This is a genomic window from Acidipila rosea (assembly GCF_004339725.1).
Taxonomy (GTDB): Bacteria; Acidobacteriota; Terriglobia; order Terriglobales; family Acidobacteriaceae; genus Acidipila; species Acidipila rosea.
In genome coordinates this window covers 837,628-861,740 of sequence record NZ_SMGK01000002.1, presented here as the reverse complement: position 1 = coordinate 861,740, position 24,113 = coordinate 837,628, and the positions used below count along the sequence as shown (strand labels likewise).

At 61.4% G+C, this 24,113-nt stretch carries 22 protein-coding genes; 12 read left to right on the top strand and 10 right to left on the bottom strand.

All coding sequences use genetic code 11. The features are described from left to right. Positions 1–38: 38 nt before the first annotated feature. Positions 39–1,067 carry a DHH family phosphoesterase gene (locus C7378_RS08710; protein WP_131994781.1) on the bottom strand — a complete coding sequence of 343 codons (1,029 nt, stop codon included), beginning with the start codon at positions 1,065–1,067 and terminating at the stop codon, positions 39–41. Positions 1,068–1,069: 2 nt separating this feature from the next. Then, the gene (gene rbfA, locus C7378_RS08705) at positions 1,070–1,555 is read right to left on the bottom strand and encodes a 30S ribosome-binding factor RbfA (protein ID WP_243648149.1); all 486 of its coding nucleotides are present in this window, start codon (positions 1,553–1,555) and stop codon (positions 1,070–1,072) included. On the opposite strand from rbfA, the gene C7378_RS08700 reads away from it, so the two are divergent. Further along, entirely contained in the window at positions 1,554–2,471 is a 918-nt protein-coding gene (locus C7378_RS08700) for a tetratricopeptide repeat protein (RefSeq protein ID WP_131994780.1), read from the top strand. The two genes, rbfA and C7378_RS08700, sit on opposite strands and share 2 nt — an antisense overlap. An 8-nt stretch (positions 2,472–2,479) precedes the next feature. Here the strand turns inward: C7378_RS08700 and C7378_RS08695 are convergent, their stop codons facing one another. From C7378_RS08695 to C7378_RS08685, 3 genes are read right to left on the bottom strand one after another with little or no spacing between them, the layout of a single operon-like run. Continuing rightward, a complete protein-coding gene (locus C7378_RS08695) occupies positions 2,480–3,292 on the bottom strand; it encodes a flagellar motor protein MotB (RefSeq protein WP_131994779.1) in 813 nt (270 codons plus the stop codon). Continuing rightward, entirely contained in the window at positions 3,289–4,074 is a 786-nt protein-coding gene (locus C7378_RS08690) for a flagellar motor protein (protein WP_131994778.1), read from the bottom strand. The genes C7378_RS08695 and C7378_RS08690 overlap by 4 nt, the downstream gene beginning before the upstream one ends. Positions 4,075–4,102: 28 nt before the next feature. Next, complete coding sequence (locus tag C7378_RS08685) at positions 4,103–4,432, bottom strand: flagellar FlbD family protein (RefSeq protein ID WP_131994777.1); 330 nt, start codon at positions 4,430–4,432, stop codon at positions 4,103–4,105. 352 nt (positions 4,433–4,784) lie between these two features. On the opposite strand from C7378_RS08685, the gene C7378_RS08680 reads away from it, so the two are divergent. Continuing rightward, complete coding sequence (locus tag C7378_RS08680; RefSeq protein ID WP_131994774.1) at positions 4,785–6,059, top strand: flagellin N-terminal helical domain-containing protein; 1,275 nt, start codon at positions 4,785–4,787, stop codon at positions 6,057–6,059. A 67-nt stretch (positions 6,060–6,126) separates the two neighbouring features. Here the strand turns inward: C7378_RS08680 and C7378_RS08675 are convergent, their stop codons facing one another. After that, a complete protein-coding gene (locus tag C7378_RS08675) occupies positions 6,127–6,825 on the bottom strand; it encodes an HAD family hydrolase (protein WP_131994771.1) in 699 nt (232 codons plus the stop codon). A 40-nt stretch (positions 6,826–6,865) separates the two neighbouring features. Between C7378_RS08675 and C7378_RS08670 the strand changes: the two genes are divergently transcribed. Next, on the top strand, positions 6,866–8,935 hold the full coding sequence (locus tag C7378_RS08670; RefSeq protein ID WP_165876717.1) for a S9 family peptidase: 2,070 nt from the start codon (positions 6,866–6,868) through the stop codon (positions 8,933–8,935). 55 nt (positions 8,936–8,990) lie between these two features. On the opposite strand, the gene C7378_RS08665 is transcribed toward C7378_RS08670, so the two are convergent. From C7378_RS08665 to C7378_RS08650, 4 genes are all read right to left on the bottom strand, one after another. Next, the gene (locus tag C7378_RS08665) at positions 8,991–11,099 is read right to left on the bottom strand and encodes a beta-galactosidase (RefSeq protein ID WP_131994765.1); all 2,109 of its coding nucleotides are present in this window, start codon (positions 11,097–11,099) and stop codon (positions 8,991–8,993) included. A 137-nt stretch (positions 11,100–11,236) separates the two neighbouring features. Beyond that, a complete protein-coding gene (locus tag C7378_RS08660) occupies positions 11,237–12,400 on the bottom strand; it encodes a M24 family metallopeptidase (protein WP_131994762.1) in 1,164 nt (387 codons plus the stop codon). Positions 12,401–12,455: 55 nt separating this feature from the next. Further along, on the bottom strand, positions 12,456–12,875 hold the full coding sequence (locus C7378_RS08655) for a cobalamin B12-binding domain-containing protein (RefSeq protein WP_131994759.1): 420 nt from the start codon (positions 12,873–12,875) through the stop codon (positions 12,456–12,458). Between the two features lie 136 nt (positions 12,876–13,011). Then, positions 13,012–13,218, bottom strand: coding sequence for a cold-shock protein (locus C7378_RS08650; RefSeq protein WP_131994756.1), 207 nt, complete (start codon positions 13,216–13,218; stop codon positions 13,012–13,014). A 414-nt stretch (positions 13,219–13,632) separates the two neighbouring features. On the opposite strand from C7378_RS08650, the gene C7378_RS08645 reads away from it, so the two are divergent. The 9 genes from C7378_RS08645 (at position 13,633) to lptB (ending at position 23,979) form a co-directional block, all read left to right on the top strand. Next, on the top strand, positions 13,633–15,684 hold the full coding sequence (locus tag C7378_RS08645) for a SpoIIE family protein phosphatase (protein ID WP_243648148.1): 2,052 nt from the start codon (positions 13,633–13,635) through the stop codon (positions 15,682–15,684). Positions 15,685–15,754: 70 nt separating this feature from the next. Next, positions 15,755–17,020, top strand: a complete 1,266-nt coding sequence (locus C7378_RS08640; RefSeq protein ID WP_165876716.1) for a glycoside hydrolase family 28 protein — start codon at positions 15,755–15,757, stop codon at positions 17,018–17,020. Between the two features lie 115 nt (positions 17,021–17,135). Continuing rightward, positions 17,136–17,585: an antitoxin Xre/MbcA/ParS toxin-binding domain-containing protein gene (locus tag C7378_RS08635; RefSeq protein WP_131994747.1), complete on the top strand. Its 450-nt coding sequence runs from the start codon at positions 17,136–17,138 to the stop codon at positions 17,583–17,585. Positions 17,586–17,587: 2 nt separating this feature from the next. After that, the gene (locus C7378_RS08630; protein ID WP_207901384.1) at positions 17,588–18,367 is read left to right on the top strand and encodes an RES family NAD+ phosphorylase; all 780 of its coding nucleotides are present in this window, start codon (positions 17,588–17,590) and stop codon (positions 18,365–18,367) included. A 56-nt stretch (positions 18,368–18,423) separates the two neighbouring features. Further along, positions 18,424–18,615: a hypothetical protein gene (locus C7378_RS08625; protein ID WP_131994741.1), complete on the top strand. Its 192-nt coding sequence runs from the start codon at positions 18,424–18,426 to the stop codon at positions 18,613–18,615. 158 nt (positions 18,616–18,773) lie between these two features. Continuing rightward, a complete protein-coding gene (locus tag C7378_RS08620; protein ID WP_131994738.1) occupies positions 18,774–19,589 on the top strand; it encodes a hypothetical protein in 816 nt (271 codons plus the stop codon). 580 nt (positions 19,590–20,169) lie between these two features. Further along, positions 20,170–20,808, top strand: a complete 639-nt coding sequence (locus C7378_RS08615) for a hypothetical protein (RefSeq protein ID WP_131994735.1) — start codon at positions 20,170–20,172, stop codon at positions 20,806–20,808. Between the two features lie 42 nt (positions 20,809–20,850). After that, the gene (locus tag C7378_RS18055) at positions 20,851–23,250 is read left to right on the top strand and encodes an LptA/OstA family protein (RefSeq protein WP_165876715.1); all 2,400 of its coding nucleotides are present in this window, start codon (positions 20,851–20,853) and stop codon (positions 23,248–23,250) included. Further along, entirely contained in the window at positions 23,251–23,979 is a 729-nt protein-coding gene (gene lptB / locus C7378_RS08605; RefSeq protein WP_131994729.1) for an LPS export ABC transporter ATP-binding protein, read from the top strand. Positions 23,980–24,113 lie beyond the last annotated feature (134 nt).

Here is a 24,113-nt window from a genome sequence, read left to right as displayed (position 1 = left end):
CCGGGACAAGGCTAACAGATCAAGAGGCGAGGTGTGAGTCATGCGACTTCATGTATCCCTTGCTGGAGATGCCGCCGGAAGGTGCTGAGGATGCAATCGATGGCGGAAGACATGGGGCCCTCAAGGGTACAGCCGCTGGCATGATGGTGTCCTCCTCCGCCGAAACTCTCCGCGATGCGGGCTACATTGAGCCCGCCTTTGCTGCGCAGGGAGAGGCGCACGCGATGGTCGCTGAGTTCGCGAAGGAATACAGCGGCTTCGACCCCGGAGATGCCAATGGCGTAGTTCACCAGGCCTTCGCAATCCTCTTCTGCAGCGGAGGTGCGCAGCATATCTTCATGCGTGACCCACATCCAGGCCAGGCGTCCGTCGCGACGCAGATTGCCGAGCGCAGCGCCGAGCAGCAGCATCTTCGACGTCGGGCAGGAGAAGTAGACATCCCTGGCAATCTCAGCCGGCTTGGCCCCCCGGCGCACAAGCTCCGCAGCCAGGTTGAAGGTGTGTTCGTCAGCGCCGTCGTAGCAGAAGGAGCCGGTGTCGGTGAGCACCGCGGTATAAAGGCAGGTAGCCATCTCCGGCGTAATCCATACGCCGGCGGCCGTGGCCAGCCGATGGATCATCTCGGCGACAGCACAGGCCTGGTCGTCGATCCAGTTGATGTCTGCGAAGGCGACGCCGCTGATATGGTGATCGATGTTGATAAGGAAACGGCCCTCCAGCCCTGCCAGCCGGGAGCGCTCGACGCCGTCGCACTCCAGCAGGATCACCGCATCGTAGTCGCCCTCGACGCGCGCGACCCTGCGAATCTGCGAGGCGCAGGGCAGGGTGCGATAGATGAGCGGCACACGGTCAGAGGACACAAGGTCGACCTCTTTGCCCATTTGTCCGAGGATGATCGCGCAGGCCAGCATGGAGCCGATGGCGTCTCCATCGGGCCGCGCATGAGCCGTCACCAGAAAGCGCTCGCGGCACTGGATGGCTTCGAGTACGGACTCCATGCCATGACGCTGGCCGGGCTGCCGTAGCAGCTCGCCGGATGTCATGCGCGATTGGGCGGTTTCCTGCATGCCTATTTCTTCTGCCTCTTGCGTGACCGTCCGAGCAGGTCGTCGATGCGAGCCTTCATCTTGTCAGACCGGTCGATGTGGAAGCTGAGGTCGGGCACGCGGCGCTTGCCGGTGCGCTCGAGCAGCTGGTGCTTCATGTAACCCCGCGCATCCATCAGCGCGTCGATGGTCTCCTCCTCTTCATCCTTGCCGCCATCAACCGCGACATAAATCGAGGCGGACTTGCCGCCCGGGTTGAGAAGAACCTGGGTGATGTAGGCAAAGCTGATCCGAGGGTCTGAGAGTTCGCCCTCGATCATGCTGCCGATTTCTTCGCGGAGCGTCTCCGCGACGCGATCCTGGTGGTACTTTCTTGCCCGTTGCTCCGGCATGTGACTACAGTCCTTCGGTAAACGTTTGAGGATATCAGAGTGGACGCGGGAAAGCGTGGGAAATGCGGTGCTGCCCGCATGCGAAAACAGGTTGATAGACTGGCAGGTGCCCGTCATGCTGCCTGCCCTTCTTATCCTATCTCTGTTGTCGCAGGCGCCCGCCGCCGGCGGCCAGCCGGGCGTCAGCGATGAGCGCAGCCTTACAGCCGCTCGGGCCGGCTATGAGCAGACGCTGGCAGCCCATCCAGGAGATCAGGAAGCTGCCGACGGCGAGGTGCAGGTGAGCGAACAGCTCGCCCTCGCTGCCCGCGCCCGGGGCGACATGCAGGGCGCGCTCGCCACCCTGCTCCGCGCGCAGAAGCTGGTTCCCGGCAACCCGCGCCTGCTCTATGACCTTGGCATTCTCGAAGACGAGATGCACCTCTACTGGGACGCGGACAAGACGCTGACCCAGCTCGAACAGCTGGCTCCGGATTCCCCGGGCGCGCTCTACGCGGCGGCGCGGGTCAAGCTCGATCTTGGACAGCTGGGCCCGGCGCAGGAAAAGATGGAGGCTTATCTCAAGCTCAGGCCCGACGATGCGACCGCCCACTACGGGCTGGGCCGTATCTTTCAGCTGGGTCAGCAGGATGAGAAGGCCAGGGCTGAGTTCGAGCGCTCGATCGAGCTCGCTCCCCGGCAGACTGAGGGCTACTACCAGCTGGGGCAGATGGCGCTCGACCACGGCCAGTACCAGGATGCGCTGGAGCAGTTCGCAAAGACGCTGGCAGGGAATCCCCGGCATGGCGGAGCGCTCGCGGGAACGGGCATTGCTCTCTTCCGCCTGAAGCAGTATGACAAGGCCGAGGACGCTCTGCGGAAGGCCATTGCCGCAGCACCGGAGTACCAGCCCGGGCATTATTACCTGGGGCTAACGCTGGCGCGGTTGGGAAAGAAGGAAGAGTCAGAGCAGGAGCTGGCTGCAGCGGCAAAGATGGCCGAGCAGCAGAACCAGCAGGATGCGCACCGCCAGCGGCTGAACGCGCCGCAGTAGTTTTGTGTTCAGTGGGGCAGCTTGCTGAGCGCGGCCACCGCCGTCTGCTGCTGCGGCTGGTTTGGCTCAGGAGGCGCCACCGTGGGCAGCACGATGATGTCTACGCGGCGGTTCTTGGCGCGTCCCTCCTGGGTCGCGTTGCTGGCTACCGGGTGGTACTCGGCGTAGCCGGAGGCAGAGAGGCGAGCCGGATCAAATGCATGGTCGGCGATGAAGATGCGTGTCATGCGGGTGGCGCGCGCCGTCGAGAGCTCCCAGTTGGAGTCGAACTGGTCCGTGTGGATCGGGATATTGTCAGTGTGGCCCTCGATACGGATCTGGTAGGGAGTGCGGTAGAGAGCGTCGGCGATTTTATCGAGGGTCTTGATGGAGCCGGGATGCGGGGTCGCGGAGCCGCTGTCGTAGAAACCGGCTTCGCGTAGTGAGATGACGAGCCCATCCCGCCCCAGCTTGAGTGAGACCGTGTGCTGCGCTATCTGGTTGGAGAGCATCCCTTCCAGGTTTTTCTTGATCCGGGCCAGATCCTTTTGAATCGCGGGGGACATCGGGTCCTCACCCATAACGATGTTCATGGGCGTCACCGCCTGATCGGCACTGGCGGCCAGAGCTGCCTTAGCAAGATCTTTGGAGTCGGACTGGAAGAGCCCCAGCGCCTGAAACGCCGAGTTGATCGCCTGAGAGACCTGCGCCTGCTTGTGCTGGTCTGCCTTCGCCGTCGAGTAGAGCACGACGAAGAAGGCGAAGAGCAGGGTGATGAAATCAGCGTAGGAGACCAGCCAGCGCTCATGGTTGGCGTGCGCGGCATGCCTGCGGCGCCTCATGCAACGGTCCCTGCCGGAGCGATCTCCGACTTTCTGCTGCGTTCTGAGAGGAAGCTCTGCAGCTTGATCTCGATGATGCGTGGATTGAGCCCCTCAAGAATGGAGATCACGCCTTCGAGCATCATCTCCTTCTGCAGGTGCTCCTCGCGGATGCGAATGCGCAGCTTGCCCGCGCAGGGCAGAAAGAGCAGGTTCGCGGCGGCCACGCCGTAGATGGTAGCGACAAAGGCGACGGCGATGCCGCGGCCTACTTCGTCGATGTGATCCAGGTGCTGCATGACCTGAATGAGTCCAAGGACAGCGCCTATGATGCCGATGGTCGGTGAAAATCCGCCGGCAGACTCGAAGACGGCGGGGATCTTTTCATCGATCTCCACCTGGTTGTCGAGGGCCAGCTCCATGATCTTGCGCAGCTCCGTGGGTTCGGTGCCATCGACTGCGAGGGTGAGCGCCTGCTTGAGAAAGCGGTCCCGCACTCCCGGCAGGTCCGCATCGAGGGAGACGATGCCATTGCGGCGCGCCTTGTCGGCATAGGCGAGAATCTGCCGCAGGCTGGCTTCATCCGCGCCGCCGCCGTGGAGAAAGACCCCGGCCAGCCGCTTGAAGGCGCTGCCGACCGTCGCCAGGGGAAACTGCAGCATGACCGCCCCCAGGGTGCCGCCGATGACGATCAGCGCGGCTGTCGGCTGCAGAATCTGCCCGACGCGGCCCCCCTCGATCAGCAGACCGGCAAGGATGCCGGCGGCCGCCAGAATGATTCCACCAAAGCTGCTCTTGTCCATGATTTCCGTATCCCTGCCAGTTCAGTGATTAGTAGTCGGCCTTGCGGCGACGATGCACGCCGTCGATATTCGAGCCAGTCGACGGCTCCTGCTGCGCCTGTTCTGCATCGAGCACACGCATTGCGGATGCGAAGGCGATGGCAGCTGCGCTACCCGCCGGGAAGAGCTTCGCGGCGTCAGCCAGCAGCCGGGCGCGGTGCGCAGAGACCCGTGCGACAACCTCGTCGCAGGACTCGAGCACCACCAGCTTTTCGCCGTTGACCAGCGTGAGCGTTGTGTCGGGAGAGGCCTCGGCGTATTTGATGAGGTCGCTGTTGACCACCAGTGCGCTGCCGTTCAGCCGTGTCAGTTCGATCATCGGAGTTTGCCGTCCTTGTTCAAGCTGCTTATCGGCACGGCAGGGAAAAGAATGATGCGGCGACGGAGGGTGAGCCGCACCTGCCGCGGAAGGCAGCCGCGCTTCGTCACGATGGGAGAGACAGGCTGATTGCTCAACTTATGTATGGGCAGACGGCAGGGTTACGCAACTCGCGTGCCAAACTCCGTTGCGAATCTCACCGACCCGTAAAGTGCCCTGCGTCAGCGCCGATGAAGGCAGTGGGTAACGTGGTTCCTGAGGTGAAGGTGACCCGGTCTCAAGCATCGCGCTTCTGCACCGGTCAGGCACTCGAAGCAGGGAACCATAGAACAAATCGAAGGAGAACAATCCTATGTCTTTGGGTGTCCTGAATAACATCTCCGCCATCTACGCGGAGAACAACCTCAACCAGACGCAGTCCAGCCTGCAGAACACGCTGACACAGCTGTCGTCGGGTTCGCGCATCAACTCCGGCGCAGATGATGCCGCCGGTCTTTCTCTGGCGAACGGCCTGCAGGCAAACTCTGCGGCTCTCACCCAGTCTTCAACCAACGCGAGCGAAGGCGTCGGCCTGCTGCAGGTGGCAGACGGTGCGCTTTCGCAGGTGACCAACCTGCTGAACCGCGCGGTCACGCTGGCCACCGAGGCCTCGAACGGCACGCTGAACACTACCCAGGATGCAGCCGCCAACCAGGAGTATCAGTCGATTCTCTCTGAGATCAACAACATCGGCTCGACAACCACCTATAACTCGCAGCAGGTCTTCACCGGCTCGACATCGGGCACGCAGATCTTCACGGGCGATTCTTCCGCTGCTGGATCTTCCGTAGACAACCTCTACTTCGCCAAGCTCACCTCGAGCAGCGTGGGCGACGCGGGCGGCACAGTGCAGCAGAGCACCTCGGGGCAGTTCCTCGACCTGTCGAAGGACACCGGCACTGCACTGACCACAGCGGCCACGCAGGGCGACGCGCTGACGGGCGGCCTCACTTTCACCATCACCAACCCTGACAGCACAACCAGCACCATCACGACCTCTGCGACCACGGTGAGCGGCCTGATTTCAGAGATCAACAAGGATGGAATCGCAGGCGTCACGGCGAACTTCACGACGGCGGCAGCTGCAGGCATCCCCGGCGCTACGGCCAATGCCGGCGACACCGGCATCATGCTGAGCAACACAAACTCCAACGTAGTCATCAGTGCGGGTACGCTGGCAGACACCACCAGCGGCGGCACACCGACGCTTGATGCCTCCACCAAGGCCGTCTCGACGATTCAGTATGTCGCCAAGACGGGCGGAGACAGCACGGCTAACCTGTCGACCACCGACCTCACCACCCAGGGCAACGCGCAGGCTGCGCTCAGCGCGCTGAACGGCGCCGTGAGCGACGTGGCAGCACAGCGCGGCTACATCGGCGCGCAGATCAATACACTTACCGCGGCGTCCAACGTTGAATCGACACAGAACACCAACGTCGTTTCCGCGCAGAACGCCATCCAGGCGACCGACTATGCACAGGCGTCTTCGAACCTGTCGAAGTACGAAATTCTGAGCCAGGCCGGCATCAGCGCCCTCGCGCAGTCCAACTCCGTGCAGCAGGAAGTCACCAAGCTGCTCCAGTAAGTTCACCTGTTCCCCAGGATGGCCGGAGAGGAACCACTCTCCGGCCTTTTTTTTGCCTTCCGGAGCTTTAGCGGGAGACAGGTTGAGGGCCGCCCAGCGCAGTGATCCAGTCCAGCGGCCTGTGAGCGAGAAAATCGGCGGGGATCGACTCCAGCGTGTGCGAGGAGAGGCCGAAGAGGCAGCCGATTGCCCAGGTTCCGGCGCGCTGTGCGGTCAGGATATCGACGTCGGAATCGCCGATCATAACCGCTTCTTCCGGCGCTGCGTTCGCCTCCTGCAGCAGCCTTCTCAGCCCAAAAGGGTCGGGCTTTTTCGTCTCAAAGCTGTTGCCGCCGTAGATCTGAAAGAAGTAGGGCGCGAGCCCCAGGTGATCGCAGATGACCTGCGCCGGGCCTACCGGCTTGTTGGTCAGCACGGCCAGCTGGCGGTTGCCGTTGCGGAGATGATCGAGCGCCTCGAAGACTCCCTCATAGACGTAGGTGTGGTCGAGCTTGTGCTCGCGGTAGTACTCCAGAAAGCGGTTCAGCGCATCTTCCACCAGGGGTTCATCGTGTGGATCGCCCAGCGCGCGGCGCACCAGCATCCCCGCGCCATCGCCGATGTAAGTTGCGATGATCTCCTCCGGCAGAGGCTGGCGGCCAAGCTGGGTCAGCATCGCGTTGACTGAGTTGGCGAGATCGGTACGCGAATCGATCAGCGTGCCGTCCAGGTCGAGGACGATGAGTTTGATGCGGTCTACCGGAATTGCGCGCGAGGTGTGTGCCATAGTCTCAGTTTAAAGGGCCTTTGCAGGTATGCTGTCGAATATGAGACTGGCATCGTCTGCTTTCGGCATCTGCCTTCTGGCTGCCGCCACTACCGCCGTTCCCTGCATGGCTGCGTATGGAGCGCAGTTCCCCTCGAACGAAGATCTGCGCCATACCCGCGCGCTCGCGGCTCCGCAACTTTCGCCGGACGCGCAATCGGTGCTGGTCCAGGTGAGCGACTCGACCGCCGATGGTGCACGAACCCACCTATGGCTGGTCGATATCCGCGCTAATACATCGCGCCAGCTCACTTATTCGCTGGAAGGGGAAAAACAGGGTGAGCACAATGGCGAGTGGGCGCCCGACGGCGGCAGTATCTACTTCCTGGCGCATCGCGGGGCACATTCGCAACTCTACCGCCTGCCGCTTAGCGGCGGAGAAGCGAAGGTCTACGACCTGAAGGTCGCTCCTCCGGTCGACGAGTCTCGCCTTCCCGATGCGGTTCCTCCCTCGGCGTCGAAGCAGCCCGCAGAGACCGCGCCTGTTGAGGTGGACGTAAGCAGCTACGCTGTCTCGCCCGACGGCAAGACCATCGCCGTGCTGGCGCGAGACCCTCAGACTCCGGGCGAAAAGAAGCAGCAGGACGAAAAAGCCGATGCCGTCTGGGTGGACCATGATCCACACGGCACGCGCCTCTACCTGCTGGATGCAGTGAGCGAAAAGATGACGCCCGCTGCAGTGCCCATCGATGTGCATGGCGCGGTCTGGAGCAGGCAGGGCAAGCTGATGGTCTCAGTGGATGCGCCGGCCAATGCGGGCGATCTGGCTCCCGCTGCGAGCACCTGGCTGCTCGACCCTGCAGACCCGACACACCCGCAGCAGATGAAGTCTGTTCCCGCGACAGCAGCAACTCCGGGCGCATGGTCGGAAGATGGCAAGCAGTACTACTTCACCGCTGCCTCGCAGCAGGACGCGCCCCCGGGCTACAGCGACCTGTATGCGCTGGACCTCGCGTCCGGCGCAGTGAAGGACCTGAGCGCTGGTTTCAACGGCACACTGGAGGATCGCGGTCTCGTCGCGCTGCATGAAGGTGTACTCGCCCGGGTGCAGACAGGCTTTCGCATCACCGCTGTGCGCTTTGCGGAGGGCGGGCCGGATACGCTTCGCTTCGAGACAGCGACGGTGAGCGGCCTCGCGACGAATCCGAAGCAGAATGGATGGGTGTGGATCGGCTCCGACAGCACACATCCCGAGACTCTATTTTTCGCCGACAAGCTGGGCCGCACCGCACACCCGCTGAACGCGCCCGCAACTACACCCGCCCTGTGGGCCGATGTGCCTGCGCAGCCGATCCACTGGACCAACGAAGGCAAGACCATCGAAGGACTGCTCTACCTGCCGCCTGAGGCGAAGCAGCACAAGGTCCCGATGATCGTCGATGTACATGGCGGCCCGACCGGAGCTTTTGCCGACCGGTATGACCCGCTTGTTCTGTTTCTGGCGGGGCACGGCTGGGCCGTGCTGCGGACGAACCCCCGCGGCAGCACAGGCTATGGAGCCGCCTTTGCCGCTGCCAACAAGAACGACCTCGGCGGCGCGGATTATCGCGACATCATGGCCGGCGTCGATGCGGCGATTGCGGCCAATCCTATCGATCCGCAGAAGCTGGGGCTGATGGGCTATAGCTACGGCGGCGAGATGGCGGCCTTTGTCGAAGGCAAGACGGACCGCTTCAAAGCAATCGTTGCCGGAGCTCCGGTGATCGACCAGGAGAGCGAGTACGGCACGGAAGACAGCTCCTGGTATGACCGCTGGTTCTACGGCGGCAAACCATGGGAGCACGCCGCGGATGCCTGGAGACAGAGTCCCCTGTCAGGCGCGGCGAAGGCGAAGACTCCGTTCCTGCTGCTGCAGGGGCAGGGCGACAAGACGGACCCGCCCGGCCAGAGCGAGGAGATGTACCGCGCGCTGCGGCAGATGGGCGTGCCGGTGGAGCTTGTAGAGTATCCGCGCGAGGACCACGGGCCGCTGGCAGGAGGTATCTTTGGTAATCCCAGCGTTGAACCGTGGCACGGCTTTGACGCTCGTCAGCGCATCGTGGCGTTCTTTAGCAAGGCGTTTGGGAAATAGACGCTTCCCGCGTGCGGCCCGGATCAGCCGGACGCACGCGGGAAAACAGGGTTGCCTACTTCGAGGAGGGTGACTCGAGCACCGCCACGCCATACTTCGGCAGCTCGACGCTGCTGCGAGAGGGATTGCCCTCCGTCAGCAGATCCTTCATCGCGTGCGGCAGGGCGACTGTGGCCGGGGTAGTGTTGTGGTTGATGAGGATCAGCACGGAATGTTGCGCGCCGGTCCGCATGCAGACTTCCACCCCGTCAGGAGTATTGGGAATGAGAGGCTGAACGCCCGCCTGGCTGAGCAGGTTCGCCGTCAGCTTCGAGAGAAGCGCAGGGTCGAGCCACGCGCCGACGTAAGTGATTGTGCCTTTCCCGACCTTGCGCGTGAGCACCGCAGGCTGGTTGTCCAGCCAGCCGTTGCTCGCTCCGTAGGTCATCAGCGTTTTGGTCTCAGGTGACTGCGCACTGAGCTGTTCCGCCCAGATGTTGGCAGTGCCCGAGCCCAGCTCTCCGCTGACGGGTACTGGTTTATCGATTGCGTAGAACTGCTCGACACGGCCCCCGAGCGCCTCGGCAAGCGGCCCCGGCTGCTGCTCCGGCCACAGGCCGTTGTCGTTGTTCTTCATGCCGCTGCGAGGCCCGAGCAGCAGGTTGCCGCCCTGCTTCACATAGGCGAGCAGGTGGTCTGCGGTTGCCTGCGGCAGCACGTTGAGTCCCGGTGCTTCTACCAGCTTGTACTGGTCGAGCGAATTCTGCGGAGATACGATGTCGACCGACTGCGCCTGTTCACGCAGCGGACGATAGAAGGCGAGCATCTCGCCGACCGGATCGAACTCGGCATTGTGGCGTTGAAAGTTGATAGCCCAGCGGCTGTTGAAGTCGTTGATCAAGGCAACCTCAGAATGGGGCGTGGTGCCGGCAAGCGCGCTGCCTGCCTCGTCGAATTCAGCGCCCGTCTGCTTGATCTCCGCATAGACCGGTGCGGGCTTGCCGTTCGCGCCCACCATCACGCCGTGGTACTCTTCCTGCCCGTTCGGGGCGGAGCGCCACTGCCAGTACTCGACCGTTTCCGCGCCGTGGCCGATGGCCTGCCACGCCATATCGCGCACCTGGCCTTTTTCGAGCGGCGTGTTGATCCGGCGCCAGTTGACGAAGGCCGGTTCCGTCTCCATCACCCAGAAGTTCTTGTTCTTGTAGCCGCGGGTCAGGTCGTGCGTTGCGCCGTTGCTGTGCCAGTCATAGTTGTCGGTGCTGATGTAGTCGTCCCAGGCGGCGATGTCGAGCACCTGATGCACGGTGTAAGAGTCGAAGCCATCGAACCAGCCCATCGTGTTTGTGGTGATGAACTGCCGCTTATCCGCCTGCGGCCGGATGGCGCTGATCTGGTTCTCCGAGTAGCTCTTCCACGTATCGCTGACGAAGCGTTTCCAGTCGAGCAGCAGGGCCGGGTTCTCGTGGTCCTGGCGCACCGGAATCTCGTCGAACTTGTCATACGTCTGGCTCCAGTAGGCCGTCGCCCACGCTTTATTCAGGGCCTCAATGGTGCCGTATTTCTTCTGGAGCCACTGATGGAACTGCGCCTTTGCCTCAGGGTCGAAGGAGGGCGCGGCGTACTCGTTATCCAGTTGCCAGCCGACAACGTTCGGATTGTGTCCGAAGTGCTCGGCCATCTGCGCGGCGATCTCATGAGCAAACTGCCGGTAACGCGTGCTGGTGAAGGAAAACTGCTGCCGGTTGCCATGCTCGTCGCGCACACCATTTTCATTGACGCGCAGCGTGTCAGGATATTTCGACGTCATCCACGCGGGCGGCGCTGCGGTGGGCGTACCCAGCACAACGCAGATGTGGTGTTTCGCCGCGAGGGCAATGGCGCGCTCAAGCCAGCCGAAATCATACTGCCCCTCCGATGGCTCCATTGCGCTCCAGGCAAATTCGCCGACGCGCACAACATGCACATGGGCGGCTTCCATCAGTTCCAGGTCCGGCTCCCACTGCGACTCGGGCCACTGCTCCGGATACCAGGCCGCGCCGAGCAGGATAGGAGGCTTGTCAGAATAGTTCGTCGCCTGGGCGATCAGCGGTGTGGCGGGAGCTACGGCGAGCAGCGAAGCAAGAAGAGCCGAAGCGAAGGCAGTTAAGGAGCGAGGGCGAAGGTGAGTGCGGAAAGGTCTCATGAAAACGGTTTCCTCCAGAGGCTAATGAAAGCATGTTTCCGTGCAAAAACAGTGACTACTCTGACCGTTGCCAGGCAAGAGGCGGTTCCGGCACCCACCCCTCACCTTTGCGTCCGGCCCAGGCAACTGCAGGCTGCCTAGCGAATGAGCACGCCAGCGGAATGATACGCGATGCCGCCTGCGATCGTCTCCACCTGCGGCAGGGTCGGAGTCGCAGTCAGAACTTCAATCTTTCCGTTTGCCAACAGGGTCGTGTCTTCGACCTTGCCGCCGCGTACGCTGGGATTCCAGGCAAAAGCCTGTGGCGACGTGACGACCTGTGTGCCGGAAGGTGTAGCGACCCAGTCGCGCTCCACATAGCCGCACGCGCCTCCCTGGTGGTGCAACTGCTCTTCGCCGGGATAGCCTGCCTCCGCGTAGGCCTGCTGCGCCGCGCTGAAGAGCTGCGCAGCAGTGGCGCCTTCACGGGTGGCGTGCTGCAGTGCAGCATTCACTTTGGCTGCAGCGGTGAATCCGCTGGCGAGCTCCGCAGGCAGCGGGCCGAAATGGACGAAGCGGGTAATGGAAACCGCCAGCCCCCACTTCCGCGTGCACAGGTTGAGCATGCCGAAGCGGCGCAGGGCAGCGCCGCGCGCAACAGCGTGCTTGTATTTGAGGATGCGATCGTCGACGGCCATCAGCAGTACCGAAGGCAGTATGCTCGTGGCCAGCAGCGAAGCGCCCACCAGCGCTTCCATCTCATGCTCAGTGATGCCCGGTTCCAGCTCCACCAGCGCCTCTTCGACTGCGGCTGCTGTTTCGTGGGCCAGCCAGCGGTAGCGGTCGATCTCAGGGGCAGTCAGCGGCGCGCGTAGAGGAGTCAGGTTAACCTGCGTGGTTCCCGCGAAGGGCATGTCGCTGGCGACTTTTGCCAGATCCGCAATCTGCTTGACCGCATGAGGCAGATCGGCCGCGTGCCATGGGAAAGTCACAGCCTCATACCCCAGGCCGGCGAACTCCTCCGCTGCCATGCGCGGGGCTTCGTTCTCCGGGGCGAAATAGTAGCGGCGTCCCTGGCGAGTGAGCAGCAGGGCCACAACCGCAGTCTCGCTGGGAATGGCCACACGAGCCTCGACCTGACCCGCCGTGGCCCAGGCAATGTTTTCATGCCGCCGCAGCAGGACCGCATCAAGGCCATTCTGGTCGAGCCAGTTGTGCAGGCGGTTGGATTTTTCTTCAATTTCGTATTCGCGAGCAGTGCGGGGTGTGACGGAATCGAGCATCTGCTCTGCGGTGCTGGGGGCGGATTCGGTGGATGGCATCGTTCTCCTCAATTCCTCAACAGAGTAACTGCCGGAGAGCCATGTTGGAAAATCGTTAAACTACAACGTCCCGAGCCCTCACATTTGCGCGGATGAACTGAACAGTCGTATCGAGCGGGGTGCCTGGGCCGAAGATGGCGGCTACTCCATGAGACTTCAGGAATTCGGCGTCCTGGGACGGAATCGTACCGCCAAGGACGAGGAGAATGTCATTCGCGTCGCGCTCCCGGAGCAAGTCGGCAATGCGCGGGACAATGACATTGTGCGCACCCGACAGGATGCTCAGGCCGATGCAGTCAACGTCCTCCTGAATGGCGGCGTTGACGATCATCTCAGGCGTCTGTCGGAGACCGGTGTAGATAACCTCCATGCCTGCATCGCGCAGGGCGCGGGCGATTACCTTGGCTCCGCGGTCATGGCCATCCAGTCCAGGTTTGGCGACCAGCACGCGGATTGGCGTCGTTCTCTCTGACATCACCGGTGAGTATACGCCGCGTGCTGGAGCCCGGGCGAGTCCTGATCCAGGTTCTCGCTGCTCAAGTTTGTGCGGTGGATTGGACGGGAGAGGCGGTCTCTGAAGGATCGCAGCTTAGAGCCGCCTCATCGGGCGATCAAGCACTGCGAATGACATTGGCGGCGTTCAGTCCTTTGGGCCCTTGCTGGCACTCGAACTCAACAGCCTCGCCCTCGTTGAGCGTTTTATAGCCGCTGTCTTGAATGACCGAGAAATGCACGAACACATCTTCTCCCGTAGCACGCTGAATAAATCCGAAGCCCTTCGCTCCGTTGAACCACTTCACTACGCCGCGTTCTTTCACAGAAACTCCTCTCTTCTATGCCTCATGCCAACCGTGCCAGATAATGAAAGCCGCTCATAATACAAGCGGCAGTTTCTCTCCAGGAGGTCGGCTTGAAGCGTTTTATACAAATGCACCAAGTGGGCCTGCCGCAAACATTACTAATTCGCAATGTAGTGATTACGAATCAGTGATCCTGTTATGGCAGGAATCAAACGTGTAAGCAAGTAAAAAAATGTGATGGTTATCAATGATTGGGTGTAATTACGAAAAGCCACTGAACATAGGTAATCTGATTACGGTAGCTAAGTGGTTACCGGCCTGCAAGCGGCAGCCGCGCGACGCTCGCGATACACTCAGCACGAGATGGGTAGACTGCGCGACTTCGAAATAAAGATCTTTCGGCGGCTGCACCGGGAAGCGCCTGCAAGTAAGGTGCATCGCACTGCTTTCTGGCTGCTGATGCTCTATCTCGCGCTTAGCCTGGGCAAGTTTCTGCCGGGCACAGCAGGCAGCATTTTTGAAACCCTGAGTGTCCTTACATTTTTGCTGCTCCTGGCAGCCTGCCTGCCGCTTGTGTGGAGATGGGTCTTCGGCAGGCTGCTCTGGAAGGTGCGCAATCGGCTGATCGTTACTTATTTGCTGATGGGGTTGGCGCCGCTGGTCCTCTTTGTCATGCTGGCGATCATTTCTCTCTACATGTTCTCCGGCCAGTTCGCTATTTTTGCCGCGACCGCCGCCATGAACACCGAGCTTGAACACATCGCAACCAACAACCGGGATTTTTCCCTCCACGTTGCGCATGTTGAGGACGCGGCACGGGGAACGCTGAAGGAGATAACTCTGCCTGAGATCCAGGACACGAGTCCGGAGCAGACCTTCTTCAATCTCAAAGTTTCGGTGTTTCAGGATGGCAGACAAATCGGTGTGCTGCCTGCGCGCGTCAGCGACCATGAGATCGACAGCGTGCCTGCGTGGGCCAAGGATCGTTTCCGCGCTGTCGTGCTGGACCACAACAAGCTCTATCTGCGCGCCATCGACATACAGGAGTTGGACGGGCATCGCACTATAGTGATCTCCAGCATGCCGCTTGAAAAGGGCAACGTCGATCGGGTGGCGCGCGGGCTGGGCACGATCACCGTGATGCCGAATGTGGGGCTGGATGATTCCCAGTCCGCCGAGGCCGTCGCGACGCGATCCGAGGCAGATAAGAAGCTGCTCAAGCAGGAAGTTCGCGCATTTACGATTACCGGCGGCATCCTGCCCAAGCCGCAGAATTTCTACGATGTCACGGTACGTTTCTACGCACCCCTTGAGACTATCGACTGGACAACCGGCAAGCTGCACGAGACGCTGACGCAGGTCAACTCGCGCCCGTCGCTGCTCTATCAGCGGCTCTTCATTACGTCGCTCAAGATTGCCGCCATTGTGCAGGATCTGCTTATCGGCATCGCAATCTTCTTTGGGCTGCTGGAGCTGATTGCCTTCTTCATGGCCATGCGCCTGAACCGCACGATCACGCGCTCGGTCAATGACCTGTATGACGCCACGGTGGCGATCGATAAAGGCAATCTTGCCCACCGCATCAAGGTGACGAGGAATGACCAGCTCGCCACGCTGAGCCACTCCTTCAACCGCATGACCTCTTCTCTGGAGCGGCTGCTTGCCGAGCAGCGCGAGAAAGAGCGCATGCAGAATGAGCTGGCGATCGCGCAGGAGGTGCAGGCGAATCTCTTCCCTCAGAGCAGGGTCTCGATGCCGATGCTGGATCTGTATGGCGTCTGCTATCCAGCGCGCAGCGTCAGTGGCGACTACTATGACTTTCTGGTGTTTCGCGATTCGGCTCTCGGCATCGCGCTTGGCGACATCAGTGGCAAGGGCATCTCGGCTGCATTGCTGATGGCTACGCTGCACTCCGCGGTTCGCGCCTACCGCTTTGCCGGCGAAGAACTGGTGGCGCCCAACCCGGCGAAGCTCGGCGCGGCTCTGAAGTCGGATGACAATGAAGGCGGCGTTCTGTTTGAAGATCCGGCGAGGGTGCTGGCGATGCTGAATCGCCATCTCTACCGCAGTACGCAGCCGGAGAAGTATGCCACGCTCTTTCTTGCGCACTACGATGGGAACAGCCATCAGCTGGTGTATTCCAATGGCGGCCAGCTTCCGCCGCTCGTGCTGCGCGCGGATAACTCCGTAACGAGGCTTGACTGCGGCGGCACCGTGGTGGGGCTGATTGACGGGGCGGATTATGAGCAGGGAACCGAGACTCTGTACAGCGGCGACATCGTGATCGCCTATAGCGACGGCGTTACGGAGCCTGAAAACGAGTTTGGAGATTTCGGGGAAGAGCGACTGCTGGAAGTGGTGCGCAGACATCGTCATCTGCCGCTCGAGGCCATATCAGAACAGGTGATGCACGCTCTGCGGGCGTGGATTGGGTCGCAGGAGCAGCCGGATGACATTACGCTGGTGCTGGCGCGGCAGCGATGAGTGGAGACAGGGTTTCGGTGGGGCAGGTATAATCCGGCGTGGTCTAACCACTCTTAAAGGAAGACGAACGATGACGCGTCTCGCAGTTGCGATTGTAATGCTGGGGCTGCTGCCCCTGACGGCGGTGGCCGAGTCTCACCACCACACCTGTATCGCACAGAACTACGGGGCCAAGGCGGACGGCGTCACGATGGATACGCATGCGATCCAGGCGGCTATCGACGACTGCAGCGAGCGCGGCGGCGGCAGGGTAGTGCTAAAGGGCGGCACATTCCTGAGCGCTCCACTCGAACTGAAGTCCTATGTGAACCTGGAGATTGACAAGGGCGCGGTGCTGCTGGGCTCAAAGAATATGGAGGACTACCCACTGCGGGAAGATGCGCCGTGGCGGCGCGTGGCTCTGATCCACGCCAGTTCGCAGACAAACATCAGCATTACCGGCCAGGGAACGATCGACGGCAGCGGCGAGGCGTGGTGGGAAATGGCGCGGAAGTTCAAGAAGGTGCATGACACGCTGGGCAGCGAAGGCCATCCGCGCCCGTTCCTGATCGATATTACCCGTTCGCAGCGCGTTCGGATTGAAGGCCTGACGGTGACGAACTCGCCGATGTACAACATTACCTGCTTCATCTGCAGCTATCTGACAGTGAAGGGGGTGACGATCAGGAACCCTTCGAATGCGCCGAACACAGACGGCATCGATCCTTTTTCCTGCGATCACGTGCTGATCGAGAAGGTCACGATCGACACGGGCGACGACGACATCGCGATCAAATCGGGGCTGGTGGAGCGGGGCGAGCCGAATATCGCAACGTCGCACGTGGTGATCCGCAACTCGCATTTTCTACATGGGCACGGGCTCTCGATCGGCAGCGAGGTGGCGGGCGGAGTGCATGACCTGAAGGCCAGCAATATCACCATCGAGAATACGACGAACGGTATCAGGATCAAGTCCAATCGCGGGCGCGGCAACGATCTCTACGACCTGAACTATGACAAGATCCGCATCATCAATGTGCCGATGCCGCTGCTGATCACAGAGTACTACCCGAGGATTCCGGCGACGGATACGGCGCAGCCGATGAGCATGCACACGCCGCGCTTTCGCAACATCAACATCAAGAACGTGACCATCACGGGGGCGCGGGAGGCGGGCGAAATTGTGGGGCTGCCGGAGAGTCCGGTGAAGAAGGTGAAGCTGAGCAATATCACCATAGGCGCGAAGAGTGGTCTGACCATTCGCGATGCTGACGTGGCGATGTCGCATGTGGTAATCAACGCGGCGAACGGCCCGGGGATCATCCGGCAGAGTCACGCAGAGGTCGATGCGCGCTGAATTGGCAGGAAACGTGCGCGGAAGACTGCACCGCGCATGGTGCAAAAGAGAGGGCGAGCGATAATCGTTCTTCTTTCTCCACTTTTGGAGCTATACTTATCCACAAGTGGAGTTTATGGCAAAAGCATCCCAAGGGCAGGCGACAAATTATCCGGCGACGCTCTATGCGCCGCCGGCGATGCCGGATTTATCCCGGCTGGAGGAGCGACGGCGGCTGTCGGCTCCGGCGCTGCGGGCCTTCTTCAACATGATGGAAAAGTGGCAGGTGAGGGATGAGGATGCGCGGCAGCTGCTGGGAGGGATCTCAAACGGAGCCTACTACCAGCTGAAGCAGTCACCGCAGCGGGCGCTCGAACAGGACCGGCTGACGCGGATTTCCTACCTGGTGGGGATTTTCAAGGCGCTGAACATCCTCTATGGGCCACGGCTGGCGGATAAGTGGGTGCAGCTGGAGAACTCGAACCCGATCTTCGGCGGAAGGACGCCGCTGGCCTACATGCTGCAGGGCGGGACACCGGCGATGGAGGTGGTGCGCAGGCTGCTCGATGCGCGCCGCGGTGGATGACGGTGAACGAGGACCCGCGCGCCAGTACGCTCGAGAGCGTGAGGGCGCAGAGAGAGGCTCATCCGGAGCTGCCGCTGCCCGCCGGAGAGACGCCGACCGGGCTGCCGCCGGTGACGGCGCTGCGCCGATTCGACACGCACAGGCTGCTGCCGGCGAAGTACGGCAGCAACTATGAGTCAGTGCTGACGCGGATCGCGGACGACGACCAGCACCTGCAGGCGATCTTTGAACTGGACAACGCGACGAACGCGCGACTGGAGGCAGAGGAGAACCAGCTGCCGGGAATCTCGCAGCGGGAGCTTGTCTTCCAGGTGCCGCACTACCGGATCATCAACGCTGCCTTTGCGCACCCGAACCCGATGGGGGCGCGGTTTTCAACGTCGGAGCGGGGGGCGTGGTATGCGGCCTTTGAGATTGCGACGGCGAAGGCGGAGGTGATCTTCCACAAGACGCTGGAGTTTGCGGAGATCAACTGGACTGAGCGTGAGGAGACGCAGTATGACGAGTACCTCGCGGACTTTACGGGGAGCTTTCACGATCTACGGGGGCGCGAGGAGTTTGCCGCGTGCCTGGAGGGCGGGAGCTACATCGAGTCGCAGCGGCTGACGGTGCGGCTGCTGGAGATGGGGTCGCTGGGGGTGATCTACCCGAGTGTGCGGAGGCCGAGTGGAACATGCCTCGCGTGCTTCAGGCCGAGCGTGGTGTCGAATGTGCGGAGGGGCAACCGATATCGGCTGGTGTGGTCGAAGTCGCGGGCGGTGTTTGCGCGGGACGGGCATTAAGGCTGCTTCTCGGACGCGAGAGGGCGGGCGTAAAATTGGCGCCGCGAGGAGAGCCCATGTATACCGTGACGAAAGAAGGAACGCGGGTCGCCATCACCGATTGGAAGGGCGCGGTCGTCTACGCCGCTGAGGACGATGCCATCATCGTCTACGAGAGTTATGGGGCGACGATCACGGCGCGAGTGGGAACCCTGTCAGACGAGGAGTTGGTGGTGGCTTTGACGAGTGCGGTGAGACTTCGGGTTTAGTGCGGGGTGGACGGCGCAGCGGAATTGGCTGGTCGCGGTTTGCCTGCTCACCCGGTGGCGTAGGTGAGTAGTATCCATCCCAGCGCGGCAACGACTGTAATCGCAATGACTCCATGGCAATTATCCCCTCTCGTCACGTATGAGAAAATCGTGATGACATGGATCGCCGATCGTTCCCAGACAGCTGGAAGCGACTAGATAGGGCTGTATTCCACCTCAAAGCTTTTCAGGCTGAGTGGGAAAGAATCTGCAGTCCAGACGCCTACGAATTCGTCACTGAGCCAGACAGCGATTGGACATTTGGGGCCACTCGTGCCGTCGCCAAGTTTTCGAGGGAAAACACTCTCGCTCTTGAACTGGGAGAGTTCTTTTATAACTTGCGCTCTGCTCTTGATTCCACGATTTATCAGGCCGCAGTATTCCTCAAGTATCCCGATCCCCCCATCAAAGCAGATACTCTCGAATTCCCCATCTGCAGCACTGAAGATAGATTCAAGCGTGTATCCATAGACAAGCGGGACTTCCCAAACGAGTTGGTTGCTTGGATCAAATCTATTCAGCCTTACAACATTCCTAATACGACAGACCTGGGAATGCGGGATTTCATGACACACTTGCTTTTGATTCACGATTGCGCCAGAAAAGACAGGCATAGGCTCCCGCATGTGGTCGCAGCCTTTCCCACGGAACTCGATTTCAGGTATCTTCCGACTCCCGAAACCATTACCATCCGAGGGATCAAACGTGTCAGAGTTAATTTTCTAGAAAGCGATGAGCCATTCCTCTTCTTTGAAATTAGAGGGGCTGATTTGACGCAACACTGTAAGGTGAAATTTGAAACTGCCCTTCAATTGGAGGTATTTATCGATGAAATCCCGATACCGCCAGGAGGGCGATTTGACATTGAAATCAAAGCAATGTGCGCTGCTGTGGAATATGTAATCTCGTGGTTCGAATCTCGCTTTAAGGTGTAACCCATCAGCCTTTCCGGCGAGTCATGATACAGTCCGCCGGAGAATCACAGCAGCATGAGCGGCAACTCTGGCAGCAGTGAGCCGCGCGCGAAAAGTCCTGATTATAAGCCCACTAGAGAAGCCTCAGCGGATAATGCAGCCCATTACCCGAGAATCCTTTACATCTCTCGATTCTACGAAAGTCTGTGACTTCAGCGACTCCGCAATCTCGTCCAAAAGCGAAATGAACATCGGCTCTGGAGAGTTGCGACCATTCGTCCGTGTAAACAATGGAATCGGGGAGGATATATTCCTTGGCGAAGCCGCCGAAAGGGAGCACTGGACCGTCACCTTCGTATTGAATGGCGGCTGCACCAACTCAGCGATCAGGGCTTTTTGTTGATGGTGGCGGGGGTGGAGATGGCGTCTTCGCGGCGGCGGCCGGGGGCCGGTTTGGGTTGGGGTTTGGCGGGCTTCTTGGTTTCTCGTTTTCCTACGTTTTTGCTTCCCATGAAGTTAGCTTACTGCCAATGAGCGGTTTTGGCAGGAGGGGGGCGGTGGGAGACTGCACGGAAAATGGGAAAGGTCTTAGCATAGAGGGATGGCCGATCAACTCTACCTCAGTCTTTGGTATCCGAATTTTCGACTTCTCTCGCTCGGCCCCGCGCTTGTGAAAGTGATGGAACAGTTTGCTGCGACCAGCGGGTTTCCCGGGGTGAAGGCGGCGGCTGCGTATCCGATCTCCTGGCGCGAGACGCCGGCGTATCAGCGCATTTATGACATCAACCCCAACCAGCCGCCGGATGAGGACGAGCTTGAGGCTTCAGAGCCGGGACGGGCGGTGCCGGTGGCGCTGGAACTGCTGCATGACGACTTTGCGTATGAGTTTGAGATGACGTGGGAGCTGTGGGCTCCGGAGCCGCAGGGGCCGCTGGACCCGATCTGGCGCAAGGAGGCGCGGACGGTGCGGATTGTGGGCTTTGGGCCGGAGTTCGACGAGGGCGCGTTTGAGCAGAACGGGCATATCCGAGTGGACTTCGGGCCGGATACGGCCTTTCTGCATGAGGATGTGGAGATGGACGAGGAGGCGACGCGGAAGGTGAAGGAGAACGTGAAGATGCTGGTCGACTTCACCAATGCGGTGCAGCAGAACTGCGGGATTTCTTCGCGGCTGCTGTGGTCGGAGTCCGGGGAGAGCCTGGCGCAGAAGCTGATTGCGCGGCTGCAGCAGGTGAACTAGTGGGGCAGTGCGGCTGCGTGAACGGATGACCAGCAGATGCGGATGACGATCGAGAAGCTGCGCAGGGGGATCATTGTCGCGGCGGTGCTGCTGGTGGTGGTGCTGGCGGGGTTCTTCTTTTATGCGCGGCGGCAGCTGACGCGCATCACCAAAGACCTGCCGGGGAAGCTGGGCGCGAATATTCAGCAGACGGCGAACGGGTTCACCTATTCCCAATCAGATGGGCAGGGGCACACGCTGTTTACGCTGCGGGCGTCGAAGCTGACGCAGTTCAAAGGCGGCCATGCGCTGCTGCACGATGTGGCGATCACGCTCTATGGGCCGCCGGGCAGCGGGCGGGTGGACAAGATCTACGGCAGCGACTTCGACTATGACCAGGCGGCGGGGATTGCGACGGCGCAGGGACAGGTGGAGATCGACCTGGAGGGCCCGGCGGGCGAGGGAGCCGAGAAGGGCGACGGGAACGATGGGCAGGCGCAGCGGTCGACGATCCATGTGAAGACGAGCGGGCTGAGCTTTAACCAGAAGACGGGCGAGGCAGAGACGGCGCAGCACGCGGAGTTTCAGCTGCCGAAGGCGGCAGGGCAGGCGATGGGAGCGAGTTACAACTCGAAGACGGGGCTGCTGGTGCTGGGCAGCCAGGTCGAGTTTACGACGAGTACGGACGGGAATGCGGCGACGGTGCATGCGGCGCATGCGCAGATGATGCGGTCGACGCAGCAGGCGTATCTGCTGAGCCCGGTGACCGACTTCAGGAACGAGAAGAGCTCGGCGAAGACAGCGGTGCTGCACTTCAGAAAAGACGGGACGACGGACCGGATCGACGCCGAGGGCGATGTGCACGTGGCGACGGATACAGGTACGACGATGCAGTCGCAGAAGGCGGTGATTCTGCTGGACGGGAAGAGCCAGCCGACGCGGGCGGACATGAGCGGCGGCGTCATCTTTGCGATGAAGCGGCCGGGGCAGACGATGCACGGGGTGGCGAATGAGGGCACGGTGAACTTTGGGCCGGAGTCGACGATCACGCATGCGCAGCTGCGCAACACGGTGAGCGTGGTGGAACAGGTGAACGGGCTGCGCGGAGACCCGCGGGGATCGGCGACGCGGGAGCTGCGGGGTTCGCAGGTGGATGTGAACTTCAGGCAGGAGCCGGGGAACAAGAGCTTGGCGGACAAGGTGCTGGTGCGCGGGGGAGCGGTGATGACGCTGCGTTCGCTGCCAACCAAGGGCGCGGGGCAGGATACGACGCTCATGGGCGATCAGCTGCTGGCGACGCTGGGCGAGCGGAACACGATACGGCAGCTGGATGGCAGCGGGCAGACGAAGATTATCGACAAGGCGCAGGACGGAAGTGTGAACACCAGCAGCGGAGATGTGCTGAAGGTGCTGTTTGCGCCGGCGCCGGCGGAGCGGGCGGCGGGACGGGACGCGAAGCAGGCGGAGCAGGGCGGATTCAACACGAGCCAGATCAGCTCGGCGGTGCAGGTGGGGCACGTGGTGCTGACGCAGACGCCGGCGAAGAAGGGCGCGGCGGGGCTGCATGCGACGGCGCAGCGTGCCGATTACCACGAGGCGGACCAGGTGCTGCACCTGACGGGAGGGGCGCGGCTGGAGAACGGGGCGCTGGACCTGACGGCGAGCGCGGTGGACTATAACCGGGAATCGGGGGACGCGGCGGCGAAGGGCGACGTGAGAGCGACCTACCAGGAGAAGAACAACGGGGAGAAGAATAACGGGCAGCCGGGCGGAGGGCCGCAGCTGGGCGGCGAAGGGCCGGTGCATATCGTAGCGGCGGCGGCGGAGTTTGCGCACGCGAGCGGCATCAGCCGGTTTACGGGAACGGAGAAGGCTCCGCCGCACATGTGGCAGGGGGCGAACTCGATTACCGCGCCGGTGATCGAGCTGTCGCGCAAGGACGGGTCGCTGCGGGCGCATGGAGCGAAGGGCACGATGGGGGTTCGCACGACGCTGGCGACGATGCTGGGGCCGAAGCGGCAGGCTGACGTGGTGCGGATCGAGAGCGGGACGCTGGACTACTCCGACCAGGACCGGCGCGGAGATTTTCGCGGTGGGGTGAAGGCCGAGGACGCGGATGGGACGATCCACTCCGACGAGGCGCAGGTGTATCTGGCAGCGGCAAACGGGACGCATGCCCAGACGGCGAAGCAGACGCACACGAGCCAGATTGACCACATCGTGGCGATGGGACACGTGGTGCTGACGCAGCCGGGGCGCAAGGGGACGGGCGAGAAGCTGGTCTACACGGCTAAGGACGGCAAATATGTGCTGACGGGCAGCCCGAAACGGCAGCCAATGATTGAAGATGCACAGCATGGCCGGACCACGGGGGCCGCATTGATTTTCAATAGTCAGGATGATAGCGTCGAGGTAACTGGAGGGCAGTCTGGAGCTGTGACCGACACGCGCGTACCGAAATAAATGCAGAAGCTCTCTACTGACGAAATCGGCAAATCCTACAAGGGACGGCAGGTAGTGCGCGGCGTAAGCCTGGAGATCTCCAGGGGCGAGGTCGTGGGGCTGCTGGGGCCGAACGGCGCGGGCAAGACGACGAGCTTCTACATGATCGTCGGACTGGTGACGCCGGATACCGGACGGGTGCTGGCGGACGGGCAGGATATCACCCGGGTGCCGATGTATCTGCGGGCGCGGCAGTACGGCATCAGCTATTTGCCGCAGGAGCCTTCGGTCTTCAGAAAACTTACCGTCGAGGAAAACATTCTGGCGGTGCTGGAAGCGCAGTCAATCTCAACAGAGATGCGGCGGGCGCGGACGGAGAAGCTGATCGAGCAGCTGAACCTCGGACATATTCGCAAGACGCGCGGCTACGCGCTCTCGGGCGGTGAGCGGCGAAGGGTGGAGATTGCGCGATGCCTGTGCATTCAGCCATCGTTCATCCTGCTGGACGAGCCCTTTTCGGGAATCGATCCCATAGCGGTCCTCGATCTTCAGGAGATCATTTTTGATCTGAAGGCGAGCGGCATCGGCGTGTTAATAACAGATCATAACGTTCGTGAAACGCTGTCCGTGACCGATAGAGCGTACATTATCAACGAGGGCCGGATCTTCCGGCATGGAACGCCGGACCAGCTGGGAAGAGATGCCGAGGTTCGCCGGGTATACCTGGGCGAGGGTTTCTCGCTCGATTGAGGGGCGGAGATGGATGAGTGGGGAAAACTGGAGAAGATTTCGCCGGCGATGCCGGTGGTGAATGTGTACTCCAGCGGTGACCAAAGTGCTGCCGCCTGTAATGTAGCTCTTTCTGGCCGGAAGGTTTCAACTAT